Below are 25,273 nucleotides of genomic sequence, written 5' to 3'. Positions count from 1 at the left end.
CGTCTTTTCTTTTTGGATATGTTTAAAAAGGAGCTTGTATAAATGCAAACTATGACGATAAAAGAAGCGGAAAATGTATTGAAAGAAATTATGAATGAAGAAGATGATCGCTTTCAACTGTTAATGAAAGATGATCGAAAAGGTGTTCAAAAGCTCGTTTTGAAGTGGTATAAACAAAAAGAGTTAGAACAGAAAGAAAAAGAGAAGTTTTTTGAAATGTCCAAGTATGAAAATGCTTTGCGTGAAAAAGGGGTCACATATATCGCGGGTATTGATGAAGTAGGGCGTGGGCCATTGGCTGGGCCTGTTGTGACGGCAGCTGTCGTTCTTCCTGAGGATTTTTATATTCCAGGGTTAAATGACTCGAAAAAGTTGAGTGAAGCGAAACGTGAGCGTTTTTATGATGAAATAAAAGTACAAGCAATTGCAATTGGAGTAGGAATTGTATCACCGCAAGTTATTGATGATATTAATATTTACCAAGCAACGAAACAAGCGATGTTAGATGCAGTTGCAAATTTATCTTGTACACCCCAACATTTATTAATTGATGCGATGAAGCTTCCTACACCAATTCCGCAAACATCAATTATTAAAGGTGATGCGAAAAGTGTTTCGATTTCAGCAGCATCCATTATAGCAAAAGTAACGAGAGATCGTATGATGAAAGAACTGGGAGAGAAGTATCCTGAATATGGATTTGAGCAACATATGGGATATGGCACAAAGCAACATTTAGAGGCAATTGAAGTGCATGGAGTACTAGATGAACACCGCAAGTCATTCGCACCAATTAAAGATATGATTCAAAAATAAGCTGTAAATATACAGCTTATTTTTTTATTTTGGCATATAAACATTACTATTTTCGAAAAAGAATAAAGCGATTTCAGTTTTCTGACACTTTATTGTAGACAGCGTGCCAATCATCTTATACAATGGCAATGTAATGTTTTTTAAACATTAAAAAACTTTTCGAGTAAAACAGGAAAACAGGGGAGGATGGGACCATGAATATCCATGAGTACCAAGGTAAGGCAGTCCTTAGAAGCTATGGGGTTAGCGTTCCGAACGGGAAGGTTGCATTTACAGTAGAAGAAGCTGTAGAAGCAGCGAAAGAACTAGGAACAGATGTATGTGTAGTGAAAGCACAAATTCACGCTGGTGGACGCGGCAAAGCTGGCGGAGTAAAAGTTGCAAAAAATTTAGATGAAGTTCGTACATATGCAGAAAGCATTTTAGGAACTACACTTGTGACACATCAAACAGGTCCTGAAGGTAAGGAAGTAAAACGCTTACTTATCGAAGAAGGTTGCGATATTAAAAAAGAATATTATGTAGGTCTAGTTTTAGATCGTGCAACTTCTCAAGTTGTTTTAATGGCGTCTGAAGAAGGCGGAACAGAAATTGAAGAAGTAGCAGAAAAAACACCTGAAAAAATCTTTAAAGAATATATTGATCCAGCAGTAGGCTTGCAAGGTTTCCAAGCGCGCCGAATTGCATTTAACATCAATATTCCAAAAGAGCTTGTAGGACAAGCTGTGAAGTTTATGATGGGCTTATATCGTGCGTTTATCGAAAAAGATTGCTCTATCGCTGAGATTAACCCACTTGTTACAACAGGCGAAGGTAAAGTTATGGCATTAGATGCAAAATTAAACTTTGATTCTAATGCGTTATATCGCCATAAAGACATTTTAGAGCTTCGTGATCTTGATGAAGAGGATTCAAAAGAAATTGAAGCTTCAAAATACGACTTAAACTACATTCCTTTAGATGGAAATATCGGTTGTATGGTTAATGGTGCAGGTTTAGCGATGGCTACAATGGATATCATTAAACATTACCACGGTGACCCAGCTAACTTCTTAGATGTTGGTGGCGGTGCAACTGCAGAAAAAGTTACAGAAGCATTCAAAATTATCCTTTCTGACAAAAATGTAAAAGGTATCTTCGTTAACATTTTTGGTGGCATTATGAAGTGTGATGTTATTGCAGAAGGTGTTATTGAAGCAACGAAACAAGTAGGTCTTGAGTTACCTTTAGTTGTACGTCTTGAAGGCACAAACGTAGAACTAGGTAAGAAAATTTTAAATGAGTCTGGCTTAAATATTGTTGCAGCAGAATCTATGGCAGACGGTGCACAAAAAATTGTTTCACTAGTGGGCTAATAGAAAGCGGGGGAGAAAAATGAGCGTATTAGTTAATAAAGATACAAAAGTTATTGTTCAAGGTATTACAGGTTCTCAAGGTTTATTCCATACAAAACAAATGATTGAATACGGTACGAAAATTGTCGGTGGTGTAACACCAGGTAAGGGCGGCACTGATATTGAAGGTGTACCAGTATTTGATACAGTAGAAGATGCAGTGAAAGCAACAGGCGCAAACGCTTCAGTTGTATACGTTCCACCCGCTTTTGCGGCAGATGCAATTATGGAAGCTGTTGATGCAGAAATTGATTTAGTAGTATGTATTACTGAAGGGATTCCTGTATTAGATATGGTAAACGTAAAGAGATATATGGCGGGTAAACATACACGTTTACTTGGACCAAACTGCCCAGGTGTAATCACACCAGATGAATGTAAGATTGGTATTATGCCAGGATATATTCATAAAAAAGGTCATGTTGGTATCGTATCTCGCTCTGGTACATTAACTTATGAAGCTGTACATCAGTTAACACAAGAAGGTATTGGCCAATCTACTGCTGTAGGTATCGGCGGAGACCCTGTTAACGGTACAGACTTTATTGATGCGTTAAAAGCATTTAATGAAGATGAAGAAACACATGCTGTAATTATGATTGGTGAAATCGGCGGTACAGCAGAAGAAGAGGCAGCTGAATGGGTAAAAGCTAATATGACAAAACCTGTTGTAGGCTTCATTGGTGGTCAAACAGCGCCTGCTGGCAAACGTATGGGCCATGCTGGTGCAATCATTTCTGGCGGTAAAGGAACTGCTGCTGAAAAGATTAAAACAATGGAAGCTTGTGGCATTAAAGTAGCTGAAACTCCAGCAGTTATGGGAGAAACGCTAATCTCTGTTTTAAAAGAAAAAGGTTTATTTGAGACTTGTAAAAACTATTAATCTGTTGAAAGACACCTTCTTACTTGAGGGTGTCTTTTTACACTTTTTTCTGTTTACATAATAAAAATTATGGGTAAGGAGAATCAAGATGAAAAGAGAGAGATTATTACATCTTCATTACTTGCTAGCAGATTATTGGAAGGCGATGGAGAGGCTACTATATGTCGATCCAGAATTAAAGAACATATATAAATTTAACGAAAAACAAATGGAACACTACACTGGAATATCCTCGAAAAAATCTTCAGAACTAGTAAAATTTCTTCAAAGTTCAAATCTTCCGCAATATATATCTTATTTAGAGAGAAATCGTATTTTTTATATAACGATATGGGATGAAGATTATCCGCAATTATTACGTGAAATACAAGACCCTCCCTTCGTTTTATATGGAAAAGGAGAGAAAGATTTCCTGAATAAAGTAAATAAATTAGCAGTTGTTGGAACGAGAGAACCATCATTATATGGTCATGAGAGTTTGAAGTTTATTTTACACCCTTTATTAGAAAGAGAGTGGCTTATTGTCAGTGGGTTTGCAAAAGGGATAGATACAATGTCTCATGAGATTACAGTAAGGCATCATCGCCCGACTATTGCGATATTAGGGCATGGATTGTCTTTTATGTATCCGAAAGAAAATAGACATTTATATGAAATGTGGAAGGAATATATATTGTTATTGACAGAGTATCCGCCGCACTATGCACCGAAAAAGTGGTATTTTCCAAAAAGGAACCGGATTATTAGTGGTATAAGTAAAGGTGTTTTAGTTGTAGAAGCGAAATCGAGAAGTGGAACACTTATTACTGCAGACCTTGCGTTAGAGCAAAATAGAGAGGTGTTTGCGCTTCCTGGACCTATATTTATAGAGGGGGCATCGGGAACGAATCATCTTATTCAGCAAGGAGCAAAACTAGTAAGAAATGCAGAAGATATCTTGGAAGAGATTTTAAATTAACCTTATATTTTTATGTTTTTATTAAACAATTATTGACAAATGGTAGATTGGCACTGTATGGTATATTCATTCTTGATTGACAAAAACAAGAGAAATCAATAAGATTAATGAAGACTTGAATCCACCTCTTAAGGAGGCACTAGCATGTCAGATTACCTCGTAATCGTGGAGTCGCCTTCTAAGGCGAAGACCATTGAGAAATATTTAGGGAAAAAATACAAAGTTGTCGCGTCTATGGGACATGTTCGCGATTTGCCAAAAAGTCAAATGGGGATAGAAGTAAAGAACAACTTCACCCCGAAGTATATTACCATTCGTGGTAAAGGTCCCGTCTTAAAAGATTTAAAATCAGCGGCGAAAAAAGCAAAGAAAGTCTATCTCGCGGCCGATCCAGACCGTGAAGGGGAAGCAATTGCTTGGCATTTAGCGAATACGTTAAATGTGGACGTTGAATCAGATTGTCGGGTTGTGTTTAATGAGATTACGAAAGATGCAATCAAAGAATCATTTAAACATCCTCGTGCAATTAATATGGATTTAGTGGATGCACAACAAGCAAGACGTATACTTGATCGTCTTGTTGGTTACAATATTAGTCCTTTATTATGGAAGAAAGTAAAAAAAGGATTAAGTGCAGGACGTGTACAATCTGTAGCAGTTCGTTTAATCATCGAGCGTGAAAGGGAAATTCAAAACTTTGAACCTGAAGAATTCTGGACAATTAAAACAGAATTTGTAAAAGGAAAAGACACATTTGAAGCAAGCTTTTACGGTGTAGATGGTGAAAAAGTTCAATTAACAAATGAAACGCAAGTGAATGAAATAATTGAACAGATGAAAGACAATGCGTTTTCAGTTGAAAATGTAACGCGCAAAGAGCGAAAACGTAATCCTGCATTACCGTTTACAACATCTTCCTTGCAACAAGAAGCAGCACGTAAGTTAAACATGCGAGCAAAGAAAACAATGATGCTTGCACAGCAATTGTATGAAGGGATAGATCTTGGAAAACAAGGAACTGTAGGTCTTATTACGTATATGAGAACTGATTCAACACGTATCTCAGAAACAGCTCAAACAGAGGCTCGTACTTACATCACTGAAGCGTATGGTACGGAATACATAGGAACAGAAAAGAAGAAAGAAACGAAAAAGTCAAATGCACAAGATGCGCATGAGGCAATTCGTCCTACTTCAGTAATGAGAAAGCCAGAGGAACTAAAAAGTTTCTTAGGTCGTGATCAACTTCGATTATATAAATTGATTTGGGAGCGATTTGTTGCAAGTCAAATGGCGTCTGCTATAATGGATACTGTGACAGCGAGACTCATTAATAACAATGTTCAGTTCCGTGCAAGTGGATCGGTTGTAAAGTTCCCAGGATTTATGAAAGTGTATGTAGAGTCAAAAGATGATGGTGCTGAAGAAAAGGATAAGATGTTGCCACCTTTAGAAGTAGGGGAAACTGTATTTTCAAAGGATTTAGAACCAAAGCAACATTTTACACAACCTCCTCCGCGCTATACAGAGGCTCGTCTAGTAAGAACACTTGAAGAACTTGGAATTGGAAGACCGTCAACATATGTACCTACACTTGAAACAATTCAAAAGCGTGGGTATGTAGGTTTGGATAATAAACGCTTCGTTCCGACTGAACTTGGTGAAATAGTAATTGAACTTATTTTAGAGTTTTTCCCAGAAATTATTAACATTGAATTTACTGCCAATATGGAGCAAAGCCTTGATGAAGTAGAAGAAGGAAATGCGAATTGGGTAAAAATTGTTGATGATTTCTACGTAGGTTTTGAACCGCGTTTAGAAAAAGCGGAAAAAGAAATGCGTGAAGTGGAAATTAAAGATGAACCAGCTGGGGAAGATTGTGAATTATGTAATCACCCAATGGTCTTTAAAATGGGTAAATACGGGAAATTTATGGCTTGCTCGAATTTCCCAGATTGTCGTAATACAAAGCCGATTGTGAAAGAAATCGGTGTTACTTGTCCAAAGTGTGATAAGGGTCAAATTATTGAACGCCGTAGTAATAAAAAGAAACGTCTTTTCTATGGGTGCGGTACGTATCCGGAATGCGACTTTGTATCTTGGGATAAGCCAATTGGTCGTAAGTGTCCGAAGTGCGAAGGCATGCTTGTAGAGAAAAAGTTGAAAAAAGGCGTGCAAGTACAATGTATTTCGTGCGATTATGAAGAAGAACAACAAATGTGAGCGTAACTGCTCACATTTTTTTCGGGAAGAAAAGGAAAGGTGATATAAATGACAACACAAGTAGTAAACGTCATTGGCGCAGGTCTTGCAGGAAGTGAAGCGGCTTACCAAATTGCAAAACGTGGTGTCCAAGTTAGATTATATGAAATGAGACCGGTAAGGCAAACGCCAGCTCATCACACAGATAAATTCGCTGAATTAGTATGTAGTAACTCACTTCGTGCAAACACTTTAACAAATGCAGTTGGAGTTATTAAAGAGGAAATGCGCTTAATGGATTCTGTAATTATTCGTGCGGCGGATGAGTGCTCTGTACCAGCTGGAGGTGCTTTAGCTGTAGATCGTCATGAGTTCGCAGCTAAAGTAACAGAATACGTAAAGAACCATCCAAATGTAACTGTAATGAATGAAGAAATTACAGATATTCCAGAGGGACCGACAATTATTGCTACAGGTCCATTAACATCTCCTGATCTTTCTGCAAAATTGAAAGAATTAACAGGAGAAGATTATTTCTACTTCTATGATGCTGCAGCCCCAATCGTAGAAAAAGACAGTATTGACATGAATAAAGTATATTTAAAATCGCGTTATGACAAAGGTGAAGCTGCATATTTAAATTGCCCAATGACAGAAGAAGAGTTTGATCGTTTTTATGAGGCTCTAATTGCTGCTGAGACAGTGCCTTTAAAAGAGTTTGAAAAAGAAATTTTCTTTGAAGGTTGTATGCCAGTAGAAGTTATGGCAAGTAGAGGGAGACAGACGTTAGTATTTGGACCTATGAAACCTGTTGGATTGGAAGATCCAAAAACAGGGAAAACGCCATATGCTGTTGTTCAGTTACGTCAAGATGATGCAGCGGGAACTTTATACAATATCGTAGGTTTCCAAACTCATTTAAAGTGGGGACCGCAAAAAGAAGTGCTACAGTTAATTCCGGGATTGGAAAATGCAGAGATTGTACGTTATGGTGTAATGCATCGTAATACGTTTATTAATTCACCTAATTTGCTTCGTCCAACATATCAATATAAACAACGTGATGATTTATTCTTCGCTGGTCAAATGACTGGAGTAGAGGGATATGTTGAATCAGCAGCATCAGGATTATTAGCAGGAATTAATGCTGCGCGTCTTGTGCAAGGTGAAGAGCCAGTTGTATTACCGCCAGTAACTGCGATGGGTAGCATGGCAAATTACATTACGGCAACGAACGCTAAAAACTTCCAGCCGATGAATGCGAACTTCGGTCTATTTGCACCGTTAGAGAAGAAGATTAAAAAGAAAGCAGAACGAAATGAAGCGTACGCAGCACGCGCTTTAGAAACGATTCGAAATTTTGTAAATATTTAGTTAAATTTCTTGCAAAGGCTACTAAGTTGTGATACGATTTAGTAGCCTTTATTGAGGTGAGTTGTGTGAATGTGAAGAAATTGTTACAATTATTCGTTGGATATTTACAAATTGAAAGAAATTATTCAAAATATACAATTGCAAGTTATCAAAATGATTTAGAACATTTTGTGCAATTTATGGAACGAGAAGGCATATCCTCTTTTTTAGACGTTACATACGCGGATGTTCGTTTGTACTTAACGACGTTGCACGATGAAAAGTTAGCCCGTAAATCTGTCGCAAGAAAAGTATCAAGCTTACGAAGTTTATATCGTTTTTTGATGCGTGAAGGTTATCGAAAGGATAATCCGTTTGCACTTGCGTCACTCCCCAAAAAAGAATTGTCAATCCCAAAGTTTTTATATGCTGAAGAGTTAGAGGAATTATTTGAAGTTTCTGACACGGAAACGCCATTAGGCCAAAGGAATCAAGCTTTATTAGAGTTGATGTATGCGACTGGGATCCGTGTGAGTGAATGTGTCAATTTACAACTTACCGATATTGACTTTGCGGTGGGAACAATTTTAGTAATGGGAAAAGGAAAAAAACAAAGGTATATTCCGTTCGGAAGCTATGCGCAAGATTCTTTAATTACTTATATAGAGAATGGGAGAAAACAGTTAGTTAATAAGACTGACGAAGATTCTCATATGGTATTTTTAAATGCGAAAGGTACACCGCTAACAAGTCGTGGGGTTCGTTATGTTTTAAATGAACTCATTAAAAAGGCTTCGCTGACAATGCGGATAAGTCCCCATATGTTAAGGCATACATTTGCTACACATATGCTAGATGAAGGGGCGGATTTACGTACTGTACAGGAGCTATTAGGCCATGAAAATTTGTCGACGACACAAATTTATACGCATGTCTCTAAAGAAAGATTGCGTTCTGTTTACATGAAGCATCACCCGCGGGCATAAATTGCTTTAAAAGCTATAAAAACAAATAAAGGAGTTTTTTCTATGGGAAATTTCCACGCTACAACGATATTTGCAGTTCATCATAATGGAGAATGTGCAATGGCTGGAGATGGCCAAGTGACAATGGGAAATGCTGTTGTAATGAAACATACAGCTCGTAAAGTTCGTAAACTTTTCCAAGGTAAAGTTTTAGCTGGTTTCGCAGGATCAGTTGCTGACGCATTTACTCTTTTTGAAATGTTTGAAGGGAAATTAGAAGAGTATAATGGCAACTTGCAGCGTGCTGCTGTTGAAATGGCAAAACAATGGCGTGGCGATAAAATGTTACGTCAGCTAGAAGCGATGCTCATTGTCATGGATAAAACAACTATGCTCCTTGTTTCAGGTACAGGAGAAGTGATTGAACCGGATGATGGTATTTTAGCAATTGGATCTGGTGGGAATTATGCACTTTCTGCAGGTCGTGCTTTAAAGCAATATGCAAGTGAACACTTAACAGCGAAGCAAATTGCGAAAGCGAGTTTAGAGATTGCTGGCGATATTTGTGTTTATACGAATCACAACATAATTGTTGAAGAATTGTAGAATCGTAAGGGAGGCATTTTATATGCATTTACATTTTACTCCGCGCCAAATTGTGGAAAAATTAGATCAATACATCATCGGTCAAAAAGACGCAAAGAAAGCGGTTGCTGTAGCGTTGAGAAATCGATATCGCCGCAGTAAATTAGCTGAAAATTTACGTGACGAAATTGCACCTAAAAATATTTTAATGATTGGACCGACAGGTGTTGGGAAAACAGAGGTAGCACGACGAATGGCGAAACTCGTTGGAGCACCTTTTATTAAGGTTGAGGCTACAAAATTCACAGAAGTTGGATATGTGGGTAGAGATGTAGAGTCGATGGTACGTGACTTGGTGGAAACATCGGTTCGTATCGTAAAAGAAGAAATGGTAGTGAAAGTTCAAGATAAAGCAGAAGAGCAAGCGAATCAACGTCTTGTTGAAATTTTAGTGCCGAGTCCGGAGAAGCAATCTGGATTCAAAAATCCATTAGAGATGCTTTTTGGAGGCGCTCAAAATTCGAATCAAACGTCTGATACACAAGAAGATGTTGAAATCGAAAAGAAACGTCAAGATGTAGAGAGAAAGCTTGCTGCAGGGCTTCTTGAAGAAGAAATTGTATCGATTGAAGTGACTGAACAACAGTCTTCCATGTTTGATATGTTACAAGGAACTGGCATGGAACAAATGGGAATGAATTTCCAAGATGCGCTAGGAAGTTTTATGCCGAAAAAAACGAAAAAACGTAAACTTTCTGTAAAAGAAGCAAGAAAACTCTTGACAAATGAAGAGGCACAGCGCTTAATTGATATGGATGAAGTTACACAAGAGGCTGTTTATCGTGCTGAACAGCTCGGGATTATTTTTATCGATGAAATTGACAAAATTGCTGGTAAGCAGTCGAATAGCGTAGATGTATCACGTGAAGGTGTGCAACGTGACATTCTGCCAATTGTAGAAGGGTCGAATGTTGCGACAAAATACGGATCAGTAAAAACGGATTATATTTTATTCGTTGCAGCTGGAGCGTTCCATATGTCTAAACCGTCGGATTTAATTCCGGAATTGCAAGGGAGATTTCCGATTCGAGTAGAATTAACAAAATTATCGACAGACGATTTTGTTAAAATATTAATCGAGCCTGACAATGCGTTAATTAAACAATATATGGCATTATTAGCGACTGAAGGTATAGAAATTGAATTTTCAGACGAAGCTATTCGTAAGATTGCTGAGATTGCTTATCAAGTTAATCAGGATACAGATAATATTGGAGCAAGAAGACTTCATACGATTATGGAGAAGCTCCTTGAAGATTTATCGTTTGAAGCATCTGAAATTACGTTAGAGAAAATAACGATAACACCTCAATACGTTGAGGAGAAATTAGCAACAATTGCTAAAAATAAAGATGTGAGCCAGTTTATTTTGTAATAGTGTCATCAGGTGACTCGCCCTAGTTTCCAAGTGATGAAAAAATATGTGAGTAACATGTAGGAGGAACTTTTGAAATGGAATTATTAGCAAAAACGAGAAAATTAAATGCGTTATTACAGAGCGCAGCAGGGAAGCCTGTAAACTTTAGAGAAATGTCTGACACAATGTGTGAAGTAATCGAAGCAAACGTATTCGTAGTTAGCCGTCGTGGTAAATTACTAGGTTATGCAATTCACCAACAAATCGAAAACGAACGCATGAAGCAAATGCTTGCAGAACGTCAATTCCCAGAAGAATATACACAAAGCTTATTCAACATTACAGAAACATCTTCAAACTTAGATGTGAACAGTGCTTACACAGCATTCCCAGTAGAAAACAGAGAATTATTCGGTCAAGGTTTAACTACAATCGTACCAATCGTTGGTGGCGGTGAGCGTCTAGGTACATTAGTATTAGCTCGTCTTGGTCAAGAGTTCTTAGATGATGATTTAATCCTTGCTGAGTACAGCTCAACTGTTGTAGGTATGGAAATCTTACGTGAAAAAGCAGAAGAAATCGAAGAGGAAGCGCGTAGTAAAGCTGTTGTTCAAATGGCAATCAGCTCATTATCTTACAGTGAGTTAGAAGCAATTGAGCATATCTTCGAAGAATTAAATGGAACAGAAGGTTTACTTGTTGCAAGTAAAATTGCTGATCGCGTAGGAATTACTCGCTCTGTAATCGTAAATGCACTACGTAAATTAGAAAGTGCTGGTGTTATTGAGTCTCGCTCTTTAGGTATGAAAGGAACATACATTAAAGTGCTAAACGACAAGTTTCTACAAGAACTTGCTAAATTAAAAACAAACTAATTTATAAAAAACTCTCCTCAATTGAGGAGAGTTTTTTTGTGCAATGGATAGAAGATGCTTGTGAAAAGTGTCATAAGCGTTTTTTCTGGGAAAACTATTAATTGTATTTACTTTTTTGCTTAAAAGAAAAGAAGGTTGGTAATACTAGAATTCGAGTATGAACAAAGAAAGTTTTACATTGTTCGCATTTTCGACTTGATTGTAATATTTCAGTATGATATAGTAAGCAGTGGTGTCAGTACAAAGTACACACGTTTACTGATTTAAGTGTTGGTGCTACGTTTGTAGTTTCGCTTAGAGATGAAGTAAACGGAGGATATCAAAAACCATTTAGGAGGAACTATATTATGTCAGTAATTTCTATGAAGCAATTGCTTGAAGCTGGTGTTCATTTCGGACATCAAACTCGTCGTTGGAACCCAAAAATGAAGCGTTACATTTTCACAGAGCGTAACGGTATCTACATCATCGACTTACAAAAAACTGTGAAAAAAGTTGAGGAAGCTTACAGAACGATGCGCGACATCGCTGCTGAAGGCGGAGACATCTTATTCGTAGGTACTAAAAAACAAGCACAAGAAGCTATTAAAGAAGAAGCAACTCGTGCTGGTATGTACTTCGTTAACCAACGTTGGTTAGGTGGAACTTTAACAAACTTCCAAACAATCCAAAAGCGTATCAAGCGTCTTAAAGACATCGAAAGAATGCAAGAAGATGGTACTTTCGAAGTACTTCCTAAGAAAGAAGTTGTTCAACTTAAAAAAGAGTTAGAGCGTCTTGAGAAATTCTTAGGCGGTATTAAAGATATGAAAGGTCTTCCAAGTGCATTATTCGTAGTAGACCCTCGTAAAGAGCGTATTGCAGTTGCTGAAGCACGCAAATTACACATTCCAATCATCGGTATCGTTGATACAAACTGTGATCCAGACGAAATCGATCACGTTATCCCAGCAAACGATGATGCAATTCGTGCTGTAAAACTTCTTACATCTAAAATGGCAGACGCGATCCTTGAAGCAAAACAAGGTGAAGAAACTGTTACTGCGTAACAAAGTTGGAAAGGTGATAAGGGGTTCGGCCTTTTATCACCTTTTTTAAGGTATAAACACCTTTATAAAAGGTATAAATACATATTTTAGGAGGATGAAAAGTATGGCAATCACTGCTCAAATGGTAAAAGAATTACGTGAAAAAACTGGCGCAGGTATGATGGACTGCAAAAAAGCTTTAACAGAAACTAACGGCGACATGGAGAAGGCAATTGACTTCTTACGTGAAAAAGGTATTGCGAAAGCTGCTAAAAAAGCAGACCGCATTGCTGCTGAAGGTTTAACTTTCATCGAAACAAACGGTAACGACGCTTTAATCTTAGAATTAAACTCTGAAACTGATTTCGTTGCGAAAAACGAAGGTTTCCAAACACTAATTAAAGAATTAGCTGCTCACTTATTAACTAACAAACCAGCTAACGTTGAAGAAGCTATGGCTCAAACAATGGAAAACGGTAAAAAAGTTGAAGAGCACATCAACGAAGCAATCGCTAAAATTGGTGAAAAACTTACACTTCGTCGTTTCGAAATCGTATCAAAAACTGATGCAGATGCATTCGGCGCTTACCTACACATGGGTGGACGCATTGGTGTATTAACAGTTCTTGAAGGTTCTACTGATGAAGCTGCTGCTAAAGATGTTGCAATGCACATCGCTGCAGTTAACCCTAAATACATCGACCGCGATGCTGTAACAGCTGAAGAAGTTGAGCATGAGCGTCAAGTATTAACACAACAAGCATTAAACGAAGGCAAGCCTGAGAAAATCGTTGCGAAAATGGTTGAAGGCCGTCTAGGCAAATTCTTCGAAGAGATTTGCTTACTTGACCAAGCATTCGTTAAAAACCCTGATATGAAAGTTCGTCAATTCGTTGAGTCTAAAGGCGGAACATTAAAAGGATTCGTTCGCTACGCTGTTGGTGAAGGTATCGAAAAACGCGAAGACAACTTTGCTGAAGAAGTAATGAACCAAGTAAAAGGTAGTAACTAATACAGATTAGGGAACACATTGTGTTCCCTTTTTTAAAATAAAGATGTAAGCAATTGGAGGTTCATTATGAGTAAACCGAAATATAATCGTGTCGTTTTAAAGCTAAGTGGAGAAGCTTTAGCTGGAGAGCAAGGATTTGGAATTAACCCAACTGTTATTAAGTCAGTTGCGGAACAAGTAAAAGAAATTGCAGAACTTGATGTAGAGGTTGCTGTTGTTGTTGGTGGCGGTAACATTTGGCGTGGAAAAATTGGAAGTGAAATGGGCATGGATCGTGCAGGGGCAGATTACATGGGCATGTTAGCGACAGTTATGAATTCATTAGCTCTTCAAGATAGCTTGGAGAATATCGGAATTCAAACTCGTGTACAAACTTCAATTGAGATGCGTCAAGTTGCAGAACCTTACATTCGTCGTAAAGCAGTTCGTCACTTAGAGAAAAAACGTGTTGTTATCTTTGCAGCAGGTACAGGTAACCCATACTTCTCTACAGATACAACAGCAGCATTACGTGCGGCAGAAATTGAAGCAGATGTAATTTTAATGGCGAAAAACAATGTAGATGGTGTATATAATGCGGATCCATCTATTGATCCAACAGCTACAAAATACGAAACGCTTACTTACTTAGATGTATTAAAAGAAGGTTTAGGTGTAATGGATTCTACAGCTTCTTCTCTATGTATGGATAATGATATTCCATTAATTGTATTCTCAGTTATGGAAAAAGGTAATATTAAACGTGCCGTTTTAGGCGAAAATATCGGAACAGTGGTAAGGGGGAAATAAATATGGGACAACAAGTATTGAAGTCTTCAAATGAAAAAATGGAAAAAGCAGTTGCTGCTTATTCTCGTGAATTAGCAACAGTTCGTGCTGGCCGTGCAAACGCGTCTGTATTAGATAAGGTACAAGTTGATTACTACGGTGCACCAACACCAGTTGTGCAATTAGCGAACATTACAGTTCCAGAAGCACGTTTACTAGTAATTCAACCTTATGATAAAACTTCTATCGGTGATATTGAAAAAGCAATTTTAAAAGCAGATTTAGGCTTAAACCCTTCTAATGATGGAACTGTAATTCGTATTGCATTTCCTGCACTAACAGAAGAGCGTCGTCGTGATCTTGTAAAAGTTGTGAAAAAATATGCTGAAGAAGCAAAAGTTGCTGTTCGTAACGTACGTCGTGACGGAAATGATGATCTTAAGAAGCTTGAAAAAGCTGGCGAGATTACAGAAGATGATTTAAGAGGATATACTGAAGATATCCAAAAAGAAACAGATAAATATATTGCAAAAGTTGACGAAATCGCAAAAAACAAAGAAAAAGAAATCATGGAAGTGTAATAGCGATAACTTCGCAAATATGACCCTCTTCTTAAGGGGGTCTTTTTACACTTTTAGGCATACGTCTGCTTGCTGGAGGGTATGAATGATGTTTAAAAACTTTCCTTTTTTTAAAGGTAAAAAGGACACATCGTTTGATCATCTCGTTGAAGAAGTGAAAAAAGGATATATCCCAGAACATATTGCCATCATTATGGATGGGAATGGAAGATGGGCAAAGAGGAGAGCAATGCCTCGTATTGCGGGACATCATGAAGGTATGCAAGTTGTAAAGAAAATTACAAAATTTGCAAGTAAACTTAATGTGAAAGTGTTAACTCTCTATGCTTTTTCAACTGAGAACTGGAAAAGACCGAAAAAGGAAGTTGATTATTTAATGAAGCTTCCAGAAGAATTTCTAGGTACATTTTTACCAGAATTGATTGAAGAAAACGTACAAGTCCGAGTAATAGGGCAAAAAGATCGTCTTCCTACGCATACACGCAGAGCGATGGAGAAAGCCATGGAAGATACGAAAGAGAATACGGGATTAATTCTTAATTTCGCGTTAAACTATGGAAGTCGAGATGAAATCGTTTCTGCTGTGCAACATATGATGAAAGATAATGAGGAAGGAAAAATTCGTTCTGAAGAGGTAAGTGAAGAAATGCTTTCCTCCTACTTAATGACGAGTTCTTTACCTGATCCAGAGTTGTTAATCCGAACAAGCGGAGAGCTACGTATTAGTAATTTCATGTTATGGCAAATTGCATATTCGGAGTTTTGGTTTACAGACGTGTATTGGCCAGACTTCAAAGAAGAACATTTGCTAAATGCGATTACTGACTTTCAACATAGAGGGCGCAGATTCGGAGGCGTGTAGAAAGAGAGGGTTTGGTAGTGAAACAGAGAATTATTACTGGAGTGGTTGCTGCCGCGCTATTCATTCCCATCGTAATATACGGTGGCGTGCCTTTTACGGTTTTAGTGTATGCACTTGCTTCTATAGGTTTATATGAATTAATTCGTATGAATAAGCTTACGCTTATTTCAGTACCGACAGTTTTAGCTGCAGTATTATTGTGGATTCTTTTAATTCCAAGTAGTGCATCAAAACTGTTTACATGGATTGGATTAGGTAAATTGGAAATCACATTTGTGATTGTTTTATTACTTTTATCATATACAGTCCTTTCTAAGAATACATTTACTTTTGATAATGCTTCATTTTTACTGATGGCAACGACATATGTGGCAATGGGATTCTTATATTTAAATGAAACGAGAATATTAGGAATTAAATATGTATTTTGCGCATTATTTGTTATATGGGCTACTGATTCAGGCGCATATTTCGTAGGAAAAGCATTGGGCAAGAGAAAATTGTGGCCAGAAATTAGTCCAAATAAAACGATTGAAGGTTCATTAGGCGGCATCGTTTGTGGAATTATTGTGGCACTTGTTTACAACGTGTTCTTCCCAGTCGAATCGAATGTAGTAATTTTAATTGTGCTGACAATTATCATTTCTATTTTTGGACAAATTGGTGATTTAGTACAATCTGCTTTTAAACGTCATTATGGCGTAAAAGATTCAGGTACAATTTTACCTGGGCATGGTGGTATATTAGACCGAACAGATAGTTGGTTATTCGTTTTACCAATTCTCTACTTCTTATTACAATACAATTAATAAATGAACGAGGGGTTGGAGTCATGAAAAACATTAGTTTATTAGGTGCAAGCGGATCAATTGGTACACAAACTTTAGATGTATTACGCTCGCACCCAGACCAATTCCGTCTCGTTGCTTTTTCTGTAGGGAAAAATATTGACTACGCAGTAAAGGTAATTCAAGAATTTTCTCCGCAAATCGTCTCTGTGCAAAGAGAGGAAGATGTTTTAAAATTACAATCTGTTTCTGGTAATACAAAAATTGTATATGGTAGTGAAGGACTTTTAGAAGTAGCATTACATCCAGATGCGGAGATTGTAGTAAATGCTGTTGTAGGTAGCGTAGGGTTGTTACCAACACTTCGTGCAATTGAGGCGAAAAAAACAATTGGAATTGCAAATAAAGAAACGTTAGTAACTGCAGGACATCTTGTAATGGAAGCAGCACGAAAACATAATGTTTCGTTACTTCCAGTAGATAGTGAACATTCGGCTATTTTTCAGTGCTTGAATGGTGAAAATGAAAAAAGAATTTCTCGTCTTATTATAACGGCTTCTGGTGGAAGTTTCCGTGATAAAACGAGGGATGAATTGCATCATGTGACCGTAGAAGATGCGCTTCGACATCCAAACTGGTCAATGGGTTCGAAAATTACAATTGATTCTGCTACAATGATGAATAAGGGACTAGAAGTAATTGAAGCACATTGGCTTTTTGGTATCCCTTATGAGCAAATCGATGTTGTTTTACATAAAGAAAGTATTATCCATTCTATGGTTGAATTTGAAGATCGTAGTGTAATGGCGCAGCTTGGTTCACCTGATATGCGAGTACCAATTCAATACGCACTTACATATCCTGATAGATTGCCTCTTTCAGACACAAAACAGTTAAACTTATGGGAAATAGGGACGTTGCATTTTGAGAAAATGGACCAAGAACGATTCCGTTGTTTACGTTTTGCGTATGAAGCTGGAAAAGCAGGTGGAAGTATGCCAGCTGTAATGAACGCAGCGAATGAAGTAGCTGTTGAAGCCTTTTTACAAAAGAGAATTGGTTTCTTAACAGTGGAAGACCTCATTGAAAAAGCAATGAACCATCACAATGTCATTGCACGACCGAGCTTAGAGGAAATTTTGGAAATTGATGCGGCCACAAGACGGTTTGTGATGGAACAAATTTAGCAAAGGTGGTTATGGAATTGAATACAGCGATTGCCTTTATATTAATTTTCGGTGCACTCGTATTTTTCCATGAGCTAGGGCATCTATATTTCGCAAAAAGAGCAGGTATTTTATGCCGCGAGTTTGCGATTGGTTTTGGTCCGAAAATATTCTCATTTGAAAAGAATGAAACGGTGTATACGATTCGATTACTGCCCCTTGGTGGCTATGTAAGAATGGCCGGCGAGGATGCGGACACAGTTGAGTTAAAGCCTGGGAAAAAGGTTGGCCTTGTATTAAATGAAAAAGACGAAGTTGTGAAATTAGTTTTTGATGGATATGAAAAGTATCCAAATGTTCGTGTTATTGAAGTCGAACAAGCTGATTTGGAGCATAATTTAACAATTTCGGGCTATGAAGAGTACGAGGAAGAGCTTCAAACATTCCGAGTGAATGAAAAGGCTCGTATTATTACTGCGGGGGAAGAAATTCAAATTGCTCCGTATAATAGACAATTTGGCTCGAAAAAACTAGGGCAACGCGCTTTAACAATCTTTGCGGGTCCTGCAATGAACTTCATTTTAGCATTTGTTATTTTTGTGATTCTTGGATTTGTACAAGGGGTTCCTATTGACAAACCAACGGTCGGAAAAGTGATGGATAACAGTGCAGCACAGCAAGCTGGATTGAAAGAGAATGATACAATTCAAGCTATTGATGGGAAAAACACAAGTACATGGAAAGATGTTGTTACTATTGTACGTGAAAACCCAAATAAAGAAATTACGTTACAAGTAAAGCGTGATAATGAACAGTTTAATGTGAAAGTAACGCCAACACTCGATAAAGAAGGAAAAGACGAAGTTGGTAGAATCGGTGTGTATTCTCCTGTAGAGAAAACAGTAATGGGTTCTATTAAATCAGGATTTGAACAAACGTACCAATGGACGAAACTAATTTTTGAATCTCTTGTTAAATTAGTAACTGGTCAATTTTCTATTAATGAGTTATCAGGTCCAGTAGGAATTTATAATCTAACAGATCAAGTTGTAGATTATGGGTTTACGCGTGTACTAAGTTTAGCTGCAGTTCTAAGCATTAATCTTGGTTTATTTAATTTATTACCAGTTCCTGCTTTAGATGGTGGCCGTTTATTCTTCTTCTTAATTGAAGCGTTACGAGGGAAACCAATTGATCGCCAAAAAGAAGGAATGGTTCACTTTATTGGTTTTGCATTATTAATGTTACTTATGTTAGTTGTAACTTGGAATGACATTCGTAAGTTTTTCTTGTAAAATAAAGTGAAACTTATAATGAAATAGAGCTCGTAGAATAAAATCCCTCACCTAACTCGAGGTGAGGGGTTTTACTGCGTGTAAGAGTAAAATGAAGAGGTGCAAATAAATGAAACAAAGTATGGTATTCAGTCCTACATTACGTGAAGTTCCAGCTGATGCTGAAATTAAGAGTCATCAGCTATTACTTCGTGCAGGTTTTATGCGTCAAAATGCTTCTGGTATTTATAGCTTTCTACCATTTGGATTAAAAGTATTACACAAAGTAGAACGTATCGTTCGAGAAGAAATGGAGCGCGCAGGAGCTGTAGAATTATTAATGCCAGCTATGCAAGCTGCGGAATTGTGGCAAGAATCAGGTCGTTGGTATTCTTACGGATCTGAATTAATGCGTATGAAAGATCGTAATGCTCGTGAATTCGCATTAGGAGCGACACATGAGGAAGTAATTACGGATCTTGTGCGTGATGAAGTGAAATCATATAAAAAATTACCGTTAACATTATACCAAATTCAAACAAAATTCCGTGATGAGCAAAGACCTCGTTTCGGCTTATTACGTGGAAGAGAGTTTCTAATGAAAGATGCATACTCTTTCCATGCTACACAAGAGAGCTTAGATGAAGTATACGATCGTTTATATAAAGCATACTCTAACATTTTTGCTCGCTGTGGCTTGAATTTCCGTGCAGTTATTGCTGATTCTGGAGCAATGGGCGGAAAAGATACACATGAATTTATGGTATTATCTGATGTTGGTGAAGATACAATTGCATACTCTGACACATCTGATTATGCAGCAAACATCGAAATGGCTCCTGTTGTAGCTACGTATACGAAGAGTGACGAAGCAGAAAAAGCACTTGAAAAAGTAGCAACACCAGACCAAAAAGCAATTGAAGAAGTATCTGCATTCTTAAACATTGCAGCTGACAAGTGCATTAAGTCTATGGTGTTTAAAGTAGATGAGAAATTAGTAGTGGTACTTGTTCGTGGTGATCACGAAGTAAACGATGTGAAAGTGAAAAATGTATACGGCGCTTCAGTTGTTGAGCTTGCTTCTCATGAAGAAGTAAAAGCATTATTAAATTGTGAAGTTGGTTCATTAGGACCGATTAATGTAACAGGTGATATCGAAATTATTGCTGATCATGCTGTAGCATCAATTGTTAACGGATGTTCAGGAGCGAATGAAGAAGGATTCCATTATGTAAATGTAAATCCAGAACGTGACTTTAAAGTAAGTCAATATACAGATTTACGCTTCATCCAAGAAGGAGACCAATCTCCAGATGGAAACGGAACAATTCTTTTTGCACGCGGAATTGAAGTTGGTCATGTATTCAAATTAGGAACTCGTTATAGTGAAGCAATGAACGCAACATTCCTAGATGAAAACGGAAAAACACAACCACTTATTATGGGTTGTTACGGTATCGGTGTATCTCGTACAGTGGCAGCAATTGCAGAGCAGTTTAACGATGAGAACGGCTTAGTTTGGCCAAAAGCTGTAGCACCGTTCCATGTGCATGTAATTCCAGTAAATATGAAATCGGATGCACAACGTGAAATGGGTGAAAATATCTACAACTCATTACAAGAACAAGGCTATGAAGTGTTATTAGACGATCGTGCAGAACGTGCAGGTGTTAAATTTGCAGATGCAGATTTATTCGGTCTTCCAGTTCGTGTTACAGTTGGTAAAAAAGCAGACGAAGGTATTGTAGAAGTGAAAGTACGTGCTACAGGTGAGTCTGAAGAAGTAAACGTAGAAGAACTTCAAACATATATTGCAAATATTTTAAAATAAGAAGAGGTACCTCGTAATGGGGTACCTTCTCTTTCTTTGTAAACGTATTTTGTAAAAGAAGAGGTGAGAAATCTTTCTTTGTGGTACGTTTCAATTTATAATAGCAAATGGAAGGAGAGTGCTTATGTCTTTAACAAATGAACAACAAGAGCGATTTCAAATTTTGCTCCAGCAGTTGCAAATACCAGACGACCTTATAAATCAATATTTACAAGGCGGTGGTATTGAAAGGCTCGTTATTGATAAAGCGAATAAAAGTTGGCATTTTGATTTACAGGTGCCACGTATTTTGCCTACAGAATTATATGAATTGCTAGAAACAAAGCTTAAGCAATCATTTTCTCATATTGCAAGAACAACATTTGCATTAGAAACAGAGAATAAACAATTTACAGAAGAAGAAGTGAGGGCGTATTGGCCGCTTTGTACGGAACGAATTACATTTTCACCTATGTTCGCATACTTAAAGAAGCAGCTTCCGCAGGTGAATGGAGTGAAGTTGCTAATAAATGTGAATAACGAGCTGGAGTCTACTGCTTTAAAGAAAAACGTTGCGAAACCAGTAGGGGATCAATACGAAGTTTTTGGATTCCCGCGTTTTCAGTTAGACACACATATACAGCAAAATACAGAAGAAATGCAAAAGTTTCGTGAACAAACGCAGCAAGAAGACCGCGAGCGTGTTATACAAGCTATGGAAGAAATGGCGAAGAAGCAAGCTGAAGAAAGCAGCGTTGTGTATGAAGGACCGATTACACTCGGGTATCTTATTAAGCCAGATGAAGAGATTACACCGATGCGAGAAATTCAAGATGAAGAAAGAAGAAAAACGGTTCAAGGATATGTCTTCCATGTAGAAACAAAAGAGCTTCGTAGTGGACGTACGTTATTAACTTTAAAAATAACGGATTATACGGATTCTATTATGATCAAAATGTTCTCGCGTGACAAAGAAGATATTCCAATGCTGCAATCCTTGAAAAAAGGAATGTGGGTGAAAGCGCGTGGTTCTGTTCAAAACGATACATTCGTTCGAGATTTAGTAATGATTGCAAATGATATTAATGAAATAACAGGACCGTCTCGTAAAGATAAAGCACCAGAAGGCGAAAAACGAGTAGAGCTGCATCTCCATACTCCGATGAGTCAAATGGACGCTGTCACTCCAGTTTCTAAGCTTGTTGCTCAAGCTGGTAAATGGGGACATGAGGCTATTGCGGTTACAGACCATGCCGTGGCTCAGTCCTTCCCAGAGGCGTATTCTGCGGGGAAGAAGGCTGGAGTTAAAGTTATATATGGTGTAGAAGCAAATCTAGTTAATGATGGTGTACCGATAGCGTATAACGAAGCGCATCGTTTACTTGCAGAGGAAACGTATGTTGTTTTCGACGTTGAGACGACAGGTTTATCAGCTGTATACGATACAGTCATTGAGTTGGCTGCCGTAAAAGTAAAGGGTGGCGAAATTATTGATCGCTTTGAATCTTTCGCAAATCCACATCAACCATTATCAGCGACGATTATTGAATTGACAGGTATTACAGATGATATGTTAACTGATGCACCTGAAGTGGACGAAGTGTTTAAAAAGTTTGAGGAATGGATGGGCGACCATACACTTGTTGCTCATAACGCGAGCTTTGATATGGGCTTTATTAACGTAGGTTTTAAAAAGGCTGGACTAGAAAAAACGAATAACCCCGTTATTGATACGTTAGAACTTGCACGATTCTTATTCCCAGAAATGAAAAATCATCGATTAAATACGATGTGTAAAAAACTTGATATTGAATTAACACAACATCACCGTGCGATTTATGATACAGAAGCGACGGGATATTTACTTGTGAAAATGTTGAAAGACGTAATTGAAAAGGGATTTGAATATCACGATCAATTAAATGATAGCATGGGACAAGGGGATGCGTATAAGCGTGGCCGTCCAAGTCATATGACGTTACTTGCCACATCAGATGTTGGATTGAAAAATTTATATAAACTTGTTTCATATTCTCACCTTAATTACTTTTACCGTGTACCACGTGTGCCGAGGTCACTATTAAAAAAATACCGTGAAGGAATTTTAGTAGGAACGGCTTGTGATAAAGGTGAAGTGTTCGAGGCAATGATGCAAAAGGCACCTGAAGAGGTAGAAGAAATTGCCCAGTTCTATGATTACATTGAAGTAATGCCTCCAGAGGTGTTGCGTCATTTAGTAGAACGTGAACTTGTTCGAGACGAAGGTCAATTAAAAACAATTATTTCTAACTTAGTAAAACTAGGTGAGACGTTAGATAAACCAGTTGTTGCTACAGGAAACGTGCATTATTTAGACCCTGAGGATGCAATGTATCGTAAAATTTTAGTCAGTTCGCAGGGCGGAGCCAATCCGTTAAATCGACATTCATTACCGCCAGTACATTTCCGTACAACTGATGAAATGTTAGAATGTTTTTCATTCTTAGGTGAAGACAAAGCGAAAGAAGTTGTTGTAACGAATACACAAAAGATTGCGTCATTAATTGGTGATGTGCATCCAGTAAAAGACGATCTATACACACCGAAAATTGAAGGTGCTGATGATGAAACGCGTGATATGAGTTATAAAATGGCGCGTAGCATTTATGGTGAAGAGCTACCGGAAATTGTAGAAGCACGTTTAGAAAAAGAATTAAAAAGTATTATTGGGCATGGATTCGCCGTAATTTATTTAATTTCACATAAGCTTGTGAAAAAATCGTTAGTAGACGGATATCTAGTAGGTTCGCGTGGATCGGTAGGGTCATCATTTGTTGCAACGATGATGGAAATTACAGAAGTAAACCCATTACCACCACACTATGTATGTCCGAAGTGTAAGCAATCAGAATTCTTTAATGATGGTTCTGTAGGTTCTGGTTTTGACTTACCAGATAAAGAATGCCCTGCTTGTAATATTCCATATGTAAAAGATGGACATGACATTCCGTTCGAAACGTTCCTTGGATTTAAAGGAGATAAGGTACCCGATATCGATTTGAACTTCTCCGGGGAATACCAACCACGTGCCCATAACTATACGAAAGTACTGTTCGGTGAAGACTATGTATATCGTGCAGGAACGATTGGTACAGTTGCGGAAAAAACTGCTTACGGATATGTAAAAGGTTATGCAAATGATCATAACTTAACGATTCGAAATGCAGAGATTGATCGCTTAGTAGCAGGGTGTACCGGTGTAAAACGTACAACAGGACAGCATCCAGGCGGTATTATCGTTGTGCCAGATTACATGGATATCTTTGATTTCTCACCAATACAGTATCCAGCTGATTCAATTGGTGCTGAATGGAGAACAACGCATTTTGATTTCCACTCGATTCATGATAATTTATTGAAACTTGATATACTAGGACACGATGATCCGACCGTTATTCGTATGTTACAAGATTTAAGTGGTATTGATCCGAAAACAATCCCAACGGATGATCCAGAAGTAATGAAAATTTTCTCTGGTCCAGAATCGTTAGGGGTAACGGAAGAACAAATTAACTGTAAAACAGGTACACTTGGTATACCAGAGTTTGGTACAAAATTCGTAAGACAGATGTTAGAAGAGACAAAACCGACGACATTCTCAGAGTTAGTCCAAATTTCTGGACTATCACATGGTACTGACGTATGGCTTGGTAATGCAAACGAGTTAATTTATAACGGTACATGTACGCTGAGCGAAGTTATCGGTTGTCGTGATGACATCATGGTATATTTAATCTATCAAGGTCTAGATCCATCATTAGCCTTCAAAATCATGGAGTCGGTTCGTAAAGGTAAAGGTGTACCGGAAGAATGGGAAGAAGACATGAAAAATAATAATGTACCAGGTTGGTATATTGATTCATGTAAGAAGATTAAATACATGTTCCCTAAAGCCCATGCGGCTGCTTACGTACTTATGGCTGTACGTATCGCATACTTTAAAGTACATTTTGCACTGTTATTCTATGCCGCATATTTTACAGTTCGTGCAGATGATTTTGATGTAGAGGCAATGGCGAAAGGTTCAGCATCTATACGTGCAAGAATTGATGAAATTGCTCAAAAGGGACTCGATGCTGCGCCGAAAGAGAAGAGTTTATTAACGGTACTAGAAATGACACTTGAAATGTGTGAGCGTGGATACTCATTCCAAAAGGTGGATTTATACCGCTCACATGCAACAGAATTTATTATTGATGGAGATACATTAATCCCTCCATTTAATGCAGTACCTGGTCTTGGCACAAACGCAGCTTTAAGTATTGTAGAAGCACGTAAAAATGGAGACTTCTTATCAAAAGAAGACTTGCAACAGCGAAGTAAGGTTTCGAAAACAATTATTGAGTATTTAGATAGCCAAGGTTGTTTAGGAGACTTACCGGATCAAAACCAGTTATCACTGTTCTAGTAGGTAGGAAAAGTCTTTGCAAATCAACATTTCCTATGATATACTATTAACCGAGATAACCATGTCATGTATATTGTGTAAAGAAAAGA

Annotated in this window: 20 protein-coding genes; all 20 read left to right on the top strand. The window is 37.7% G+C overall.

What is annotated here, in order from left to right:
- The first annotated feature begins 42 nt into the window (after window positions 1-42).
- The 20 genes from DN399_RS18790 (at window position 43) to DN399_RS18695 (ending at window position 25,184) form a co-directional block, all read left to right on the top strand.
- Window positions 43-816, top strand: a complete 774-nt coding sequence (locus DN399_RS18790) for a ribonuclease HII (protein WP_001194265.1) — start codon at window positions 43-45, stop codon at window positions 814-816.
- A gap of 194 nt (window positions 817-1,010) precedes the next feature.
- On the top strand, window positions 1,011-2,171 hold the full coding sequence (sucC, locus tag DN399_RS18785) for an ADP-forming succinate--CoA ligase subunit beta (protein WP_001020791.1): 1,161 nt from the start codon (window positions 1,011-1,013) through the stop codon (window positions 2,169-2,171).
- Window positions 2,172-2,190: 19 nt separating this feature from the next.
- A complete protein-coding gene (gene sucD, locus DN399_RS18780) occupies window positions 2,191-3,093 on the top strand; it encodes a succinate--CoA ligase subunit alpha (RefSeq protein WP_000115178.1) in 903 nt (300 codons plus the stop codon).
- A gap of 88 nt (window positions 3,094-3,181) precedes the next feature.
- Complete coding sequence (gene dprA / locus DN399_RS18775; protein ID WP_000818043.1) at window positions 3,182-4,051, top strand: DNA-processing protein DprA; 870 nt, start codon at window positions 3,182-3,184, stop codon at window positions 4,049-4,051.
- Window positions 4,052-4,195: 144 nt separating this feature from the next.
- Window positions 4,196-6,274, top strand: a complete 2,079-nt coding sequence (gene topA / locus DN399_RS18770) for a type I DNA topoisomerase (RefSeq protein ID WP_001286963.1) — start codon at window positions 4,196-4,198, stop codon at window positions 6,272-6,274.
- Between the two features lie 48 nt (window positions 6,275-6,322).
- The gene (trmFO, locus tag DN399_RS18765; RefSeq protein WP_000213002.1) at window positions 6,323-7,627 is read left to right on the top strand and encodes an FADH(2)-oxidizing methylenetetrahydrofolate--tRNA-(uracil(54)-C(5))-methyltransferase TrmFO; all 1,305 of its coding nucleotides are present in this window, start codon (window positions 6,323-6,325) and stop codon (window positions 7,625-7,627) included.
- Between the two features lie 65 nt (window positions 7,628-7,692).
- On the top strand, window positions 7,693-8,592 hold the full coding sequence (xerC, locus tag DN399_RS18760; protein ID WP_001101243.1) for a tyrosine recombinase XerC: 900 nt from the start codon (window positions 7,693-7,695) through the stop codon (window positions 8,590-8,592).
- A 42-nt stretch (window positions 8,593-8,634) separates the two neighbouring features.
- Window positions 8,635-9,177, top strand: coding sequence for an ATP-dependent protease proteolytic subunit HslV (gene hslV / locus DN399_RS18755; RefSeq protein ID WP_000526272.1), 543 nt, complete (start codon window positions 8,635-8,637; stop codon window positions 9,175-9,177).
- Window positions 9,178-9,199: 22 nt separating this feature from the next.
- On the top strand, window positions 9,200-10,591 hold the full coding sequence (gene hslU / locus DN399_RS18750) for an ATP-dependent protease ATPase subunit HslU (protein ID WP_000550078.1): 1,392 nt from the start codon (window positions 9,200-9,202) through the stop codon (window positions 10,589-10,591).
- Window positions 10,592-10,668: 77 nt separating this feature from the next.
- Window positions 10,669-11,448 carry a GTP-sensing pleiotropic transcriptional regulator CodY gene (codY, locus tag DN399_RS18745; protein WP_000421290.1) on the top strand — a complete coding sequence of 260 codons (780 nt, stop codon included), beginning with the start codon at window positions 10,669-10,671 and terminating at the stop codon, window positions 11,446-11,448.
- 347 nt (window positions 11,449-11,795) lie between these two features.
- Window positions 11,796-12,497, top strand: a complete 702-nt coding sequence (rpsB, locus tag DN399_RS18740; protein WP_000111485.1) for a 30S ribosomal protein S2 — start codon at window positions 11,796-11,798, stop codon at window positions 12,495-12,497.
- A gap of 103 nt (window positions 12,498-12,600) precedes the next feature.
- A complete protein-coding gene (gene tsf, locus DN399_RS18735) occupies window positions 12,601-13,488 on the top strand; it encodes a translation elongation factor Ts (protein WP_001018578.1) in 888 nt (295 codons plus the stop codon).
- 66 nt (window positions 13,489-13,554) lie between these two features.
- On the top strand, window positions 13,555-14,277 hold the full coding sequence (gene pyrH, locus DN399_RS18730) for a UMP kinase (protein WP_000042668.1): 723 nt from the start codon (window positions 13,555-13,557) through the stop codon (window positions 14,275-14,277).
- 2 nt (window positions 14,278-14,279) lie between these two features.
- On the top strand, window positions 14,280-14,837 hold the full coding sequence (frr, locus tag DN399_RS18725) for a ribosome recycling factor (protein WP_000531501.1): 558 nt from the start codon (window positions 14,280-14,282) through the stop codon (window positions 14,835-14,837).
- Between the two features lie 85 nt (window positions 14,838-14,922).
- Window positions 14,923-15,699, top strand: coding sequence for an undecaprenyl pyrophosphate synthase (gene uppS, locus DN399_RS18720; protein ID WP_000971296.1), 777 nt, complete (start codon window positions 14,923-14,925; stop codon window positions 15,697-15,699).
- A 17-nt stretch (window positions 15,700-15,716) separates the two neighbouring features.
- The gene (gene cdsA / locus DN399_RS18715) at window positions 15,717-16,508 is read left to right on the top strand and encodes a phosphatidate cytidylyltransferase (RefSeq protein ID WP_000813594.1); all 792 of its coding nucleotides are present in this window, start codon (window positions 15,717-15,719) and stop codon (window positions 16,506-16,508) included.
- Between the two features lie 23 nt (window positions 16,509-16,531).
- Entirely contained in the window at window positions 16,532-17,674 is a 1,143-nt protein-coding gene (gene dxr / locus DN399_RS18710) for a 1-deoxy-D-xylulose-5-phosphate reductoisomerase (protein ID WP_000790373.1), read from the top strand.
- A 17-nt stretch (window positions 17,675-17,691) separates the two neighbouring features.
- Entirely contained in the window at window positions 17,692-18,948 is a 1,257-nt protein-coding gene (rseP, locus tag DN399_RS18705) for an RIP metalloprotease RseP (protein WP_140159289.1), read from the top strand.
- Window positions 18,949-19,057: 109 nt separating this feature from the next.
- The gene (locus DN399_RS18700; protein ID WP_000814300.1) at window positions 19,058-20,758 is read left to right on the top strand and encodes a proline--tRNA ligase; all 1,701 of its coding nucleotides are present in this window, start codon (window positions 19,058-19,060) and stop codon (window positions 20,756-20,758) included.
- Window positions 20,759-20,882: 124 nt separating this feature from the next.
- Window positions 20,883-25,184: a PolC-type DNA polymerase III gene (locus tag DN399_RS18695; protein ID WP_000060005.1), complete on the top strand. Its 4,302-nt coding sequence runs from the start codon at window positions 20,883-20,885 to the stop codon at window positions 25,182-25,184.
- Window positions 25,185-25,273: the final 89 nt, after the last annotated feature.

It is taken from the genome of Bacillus sp. AR4-2 (genome assembly GCF_008274865.1).
GTDB classification, from domain to species: Bacteria; Bacillota; Bacilli; order Bacillales; family Bacillaceae_G; genus Bacillus_A; species Bacillus_A cereus.
The sequence above is the reverse complement of the archived record's forward strand: the minus strand, read 5'-3'. Positions and strand labels throughout refer to the sequence as shown.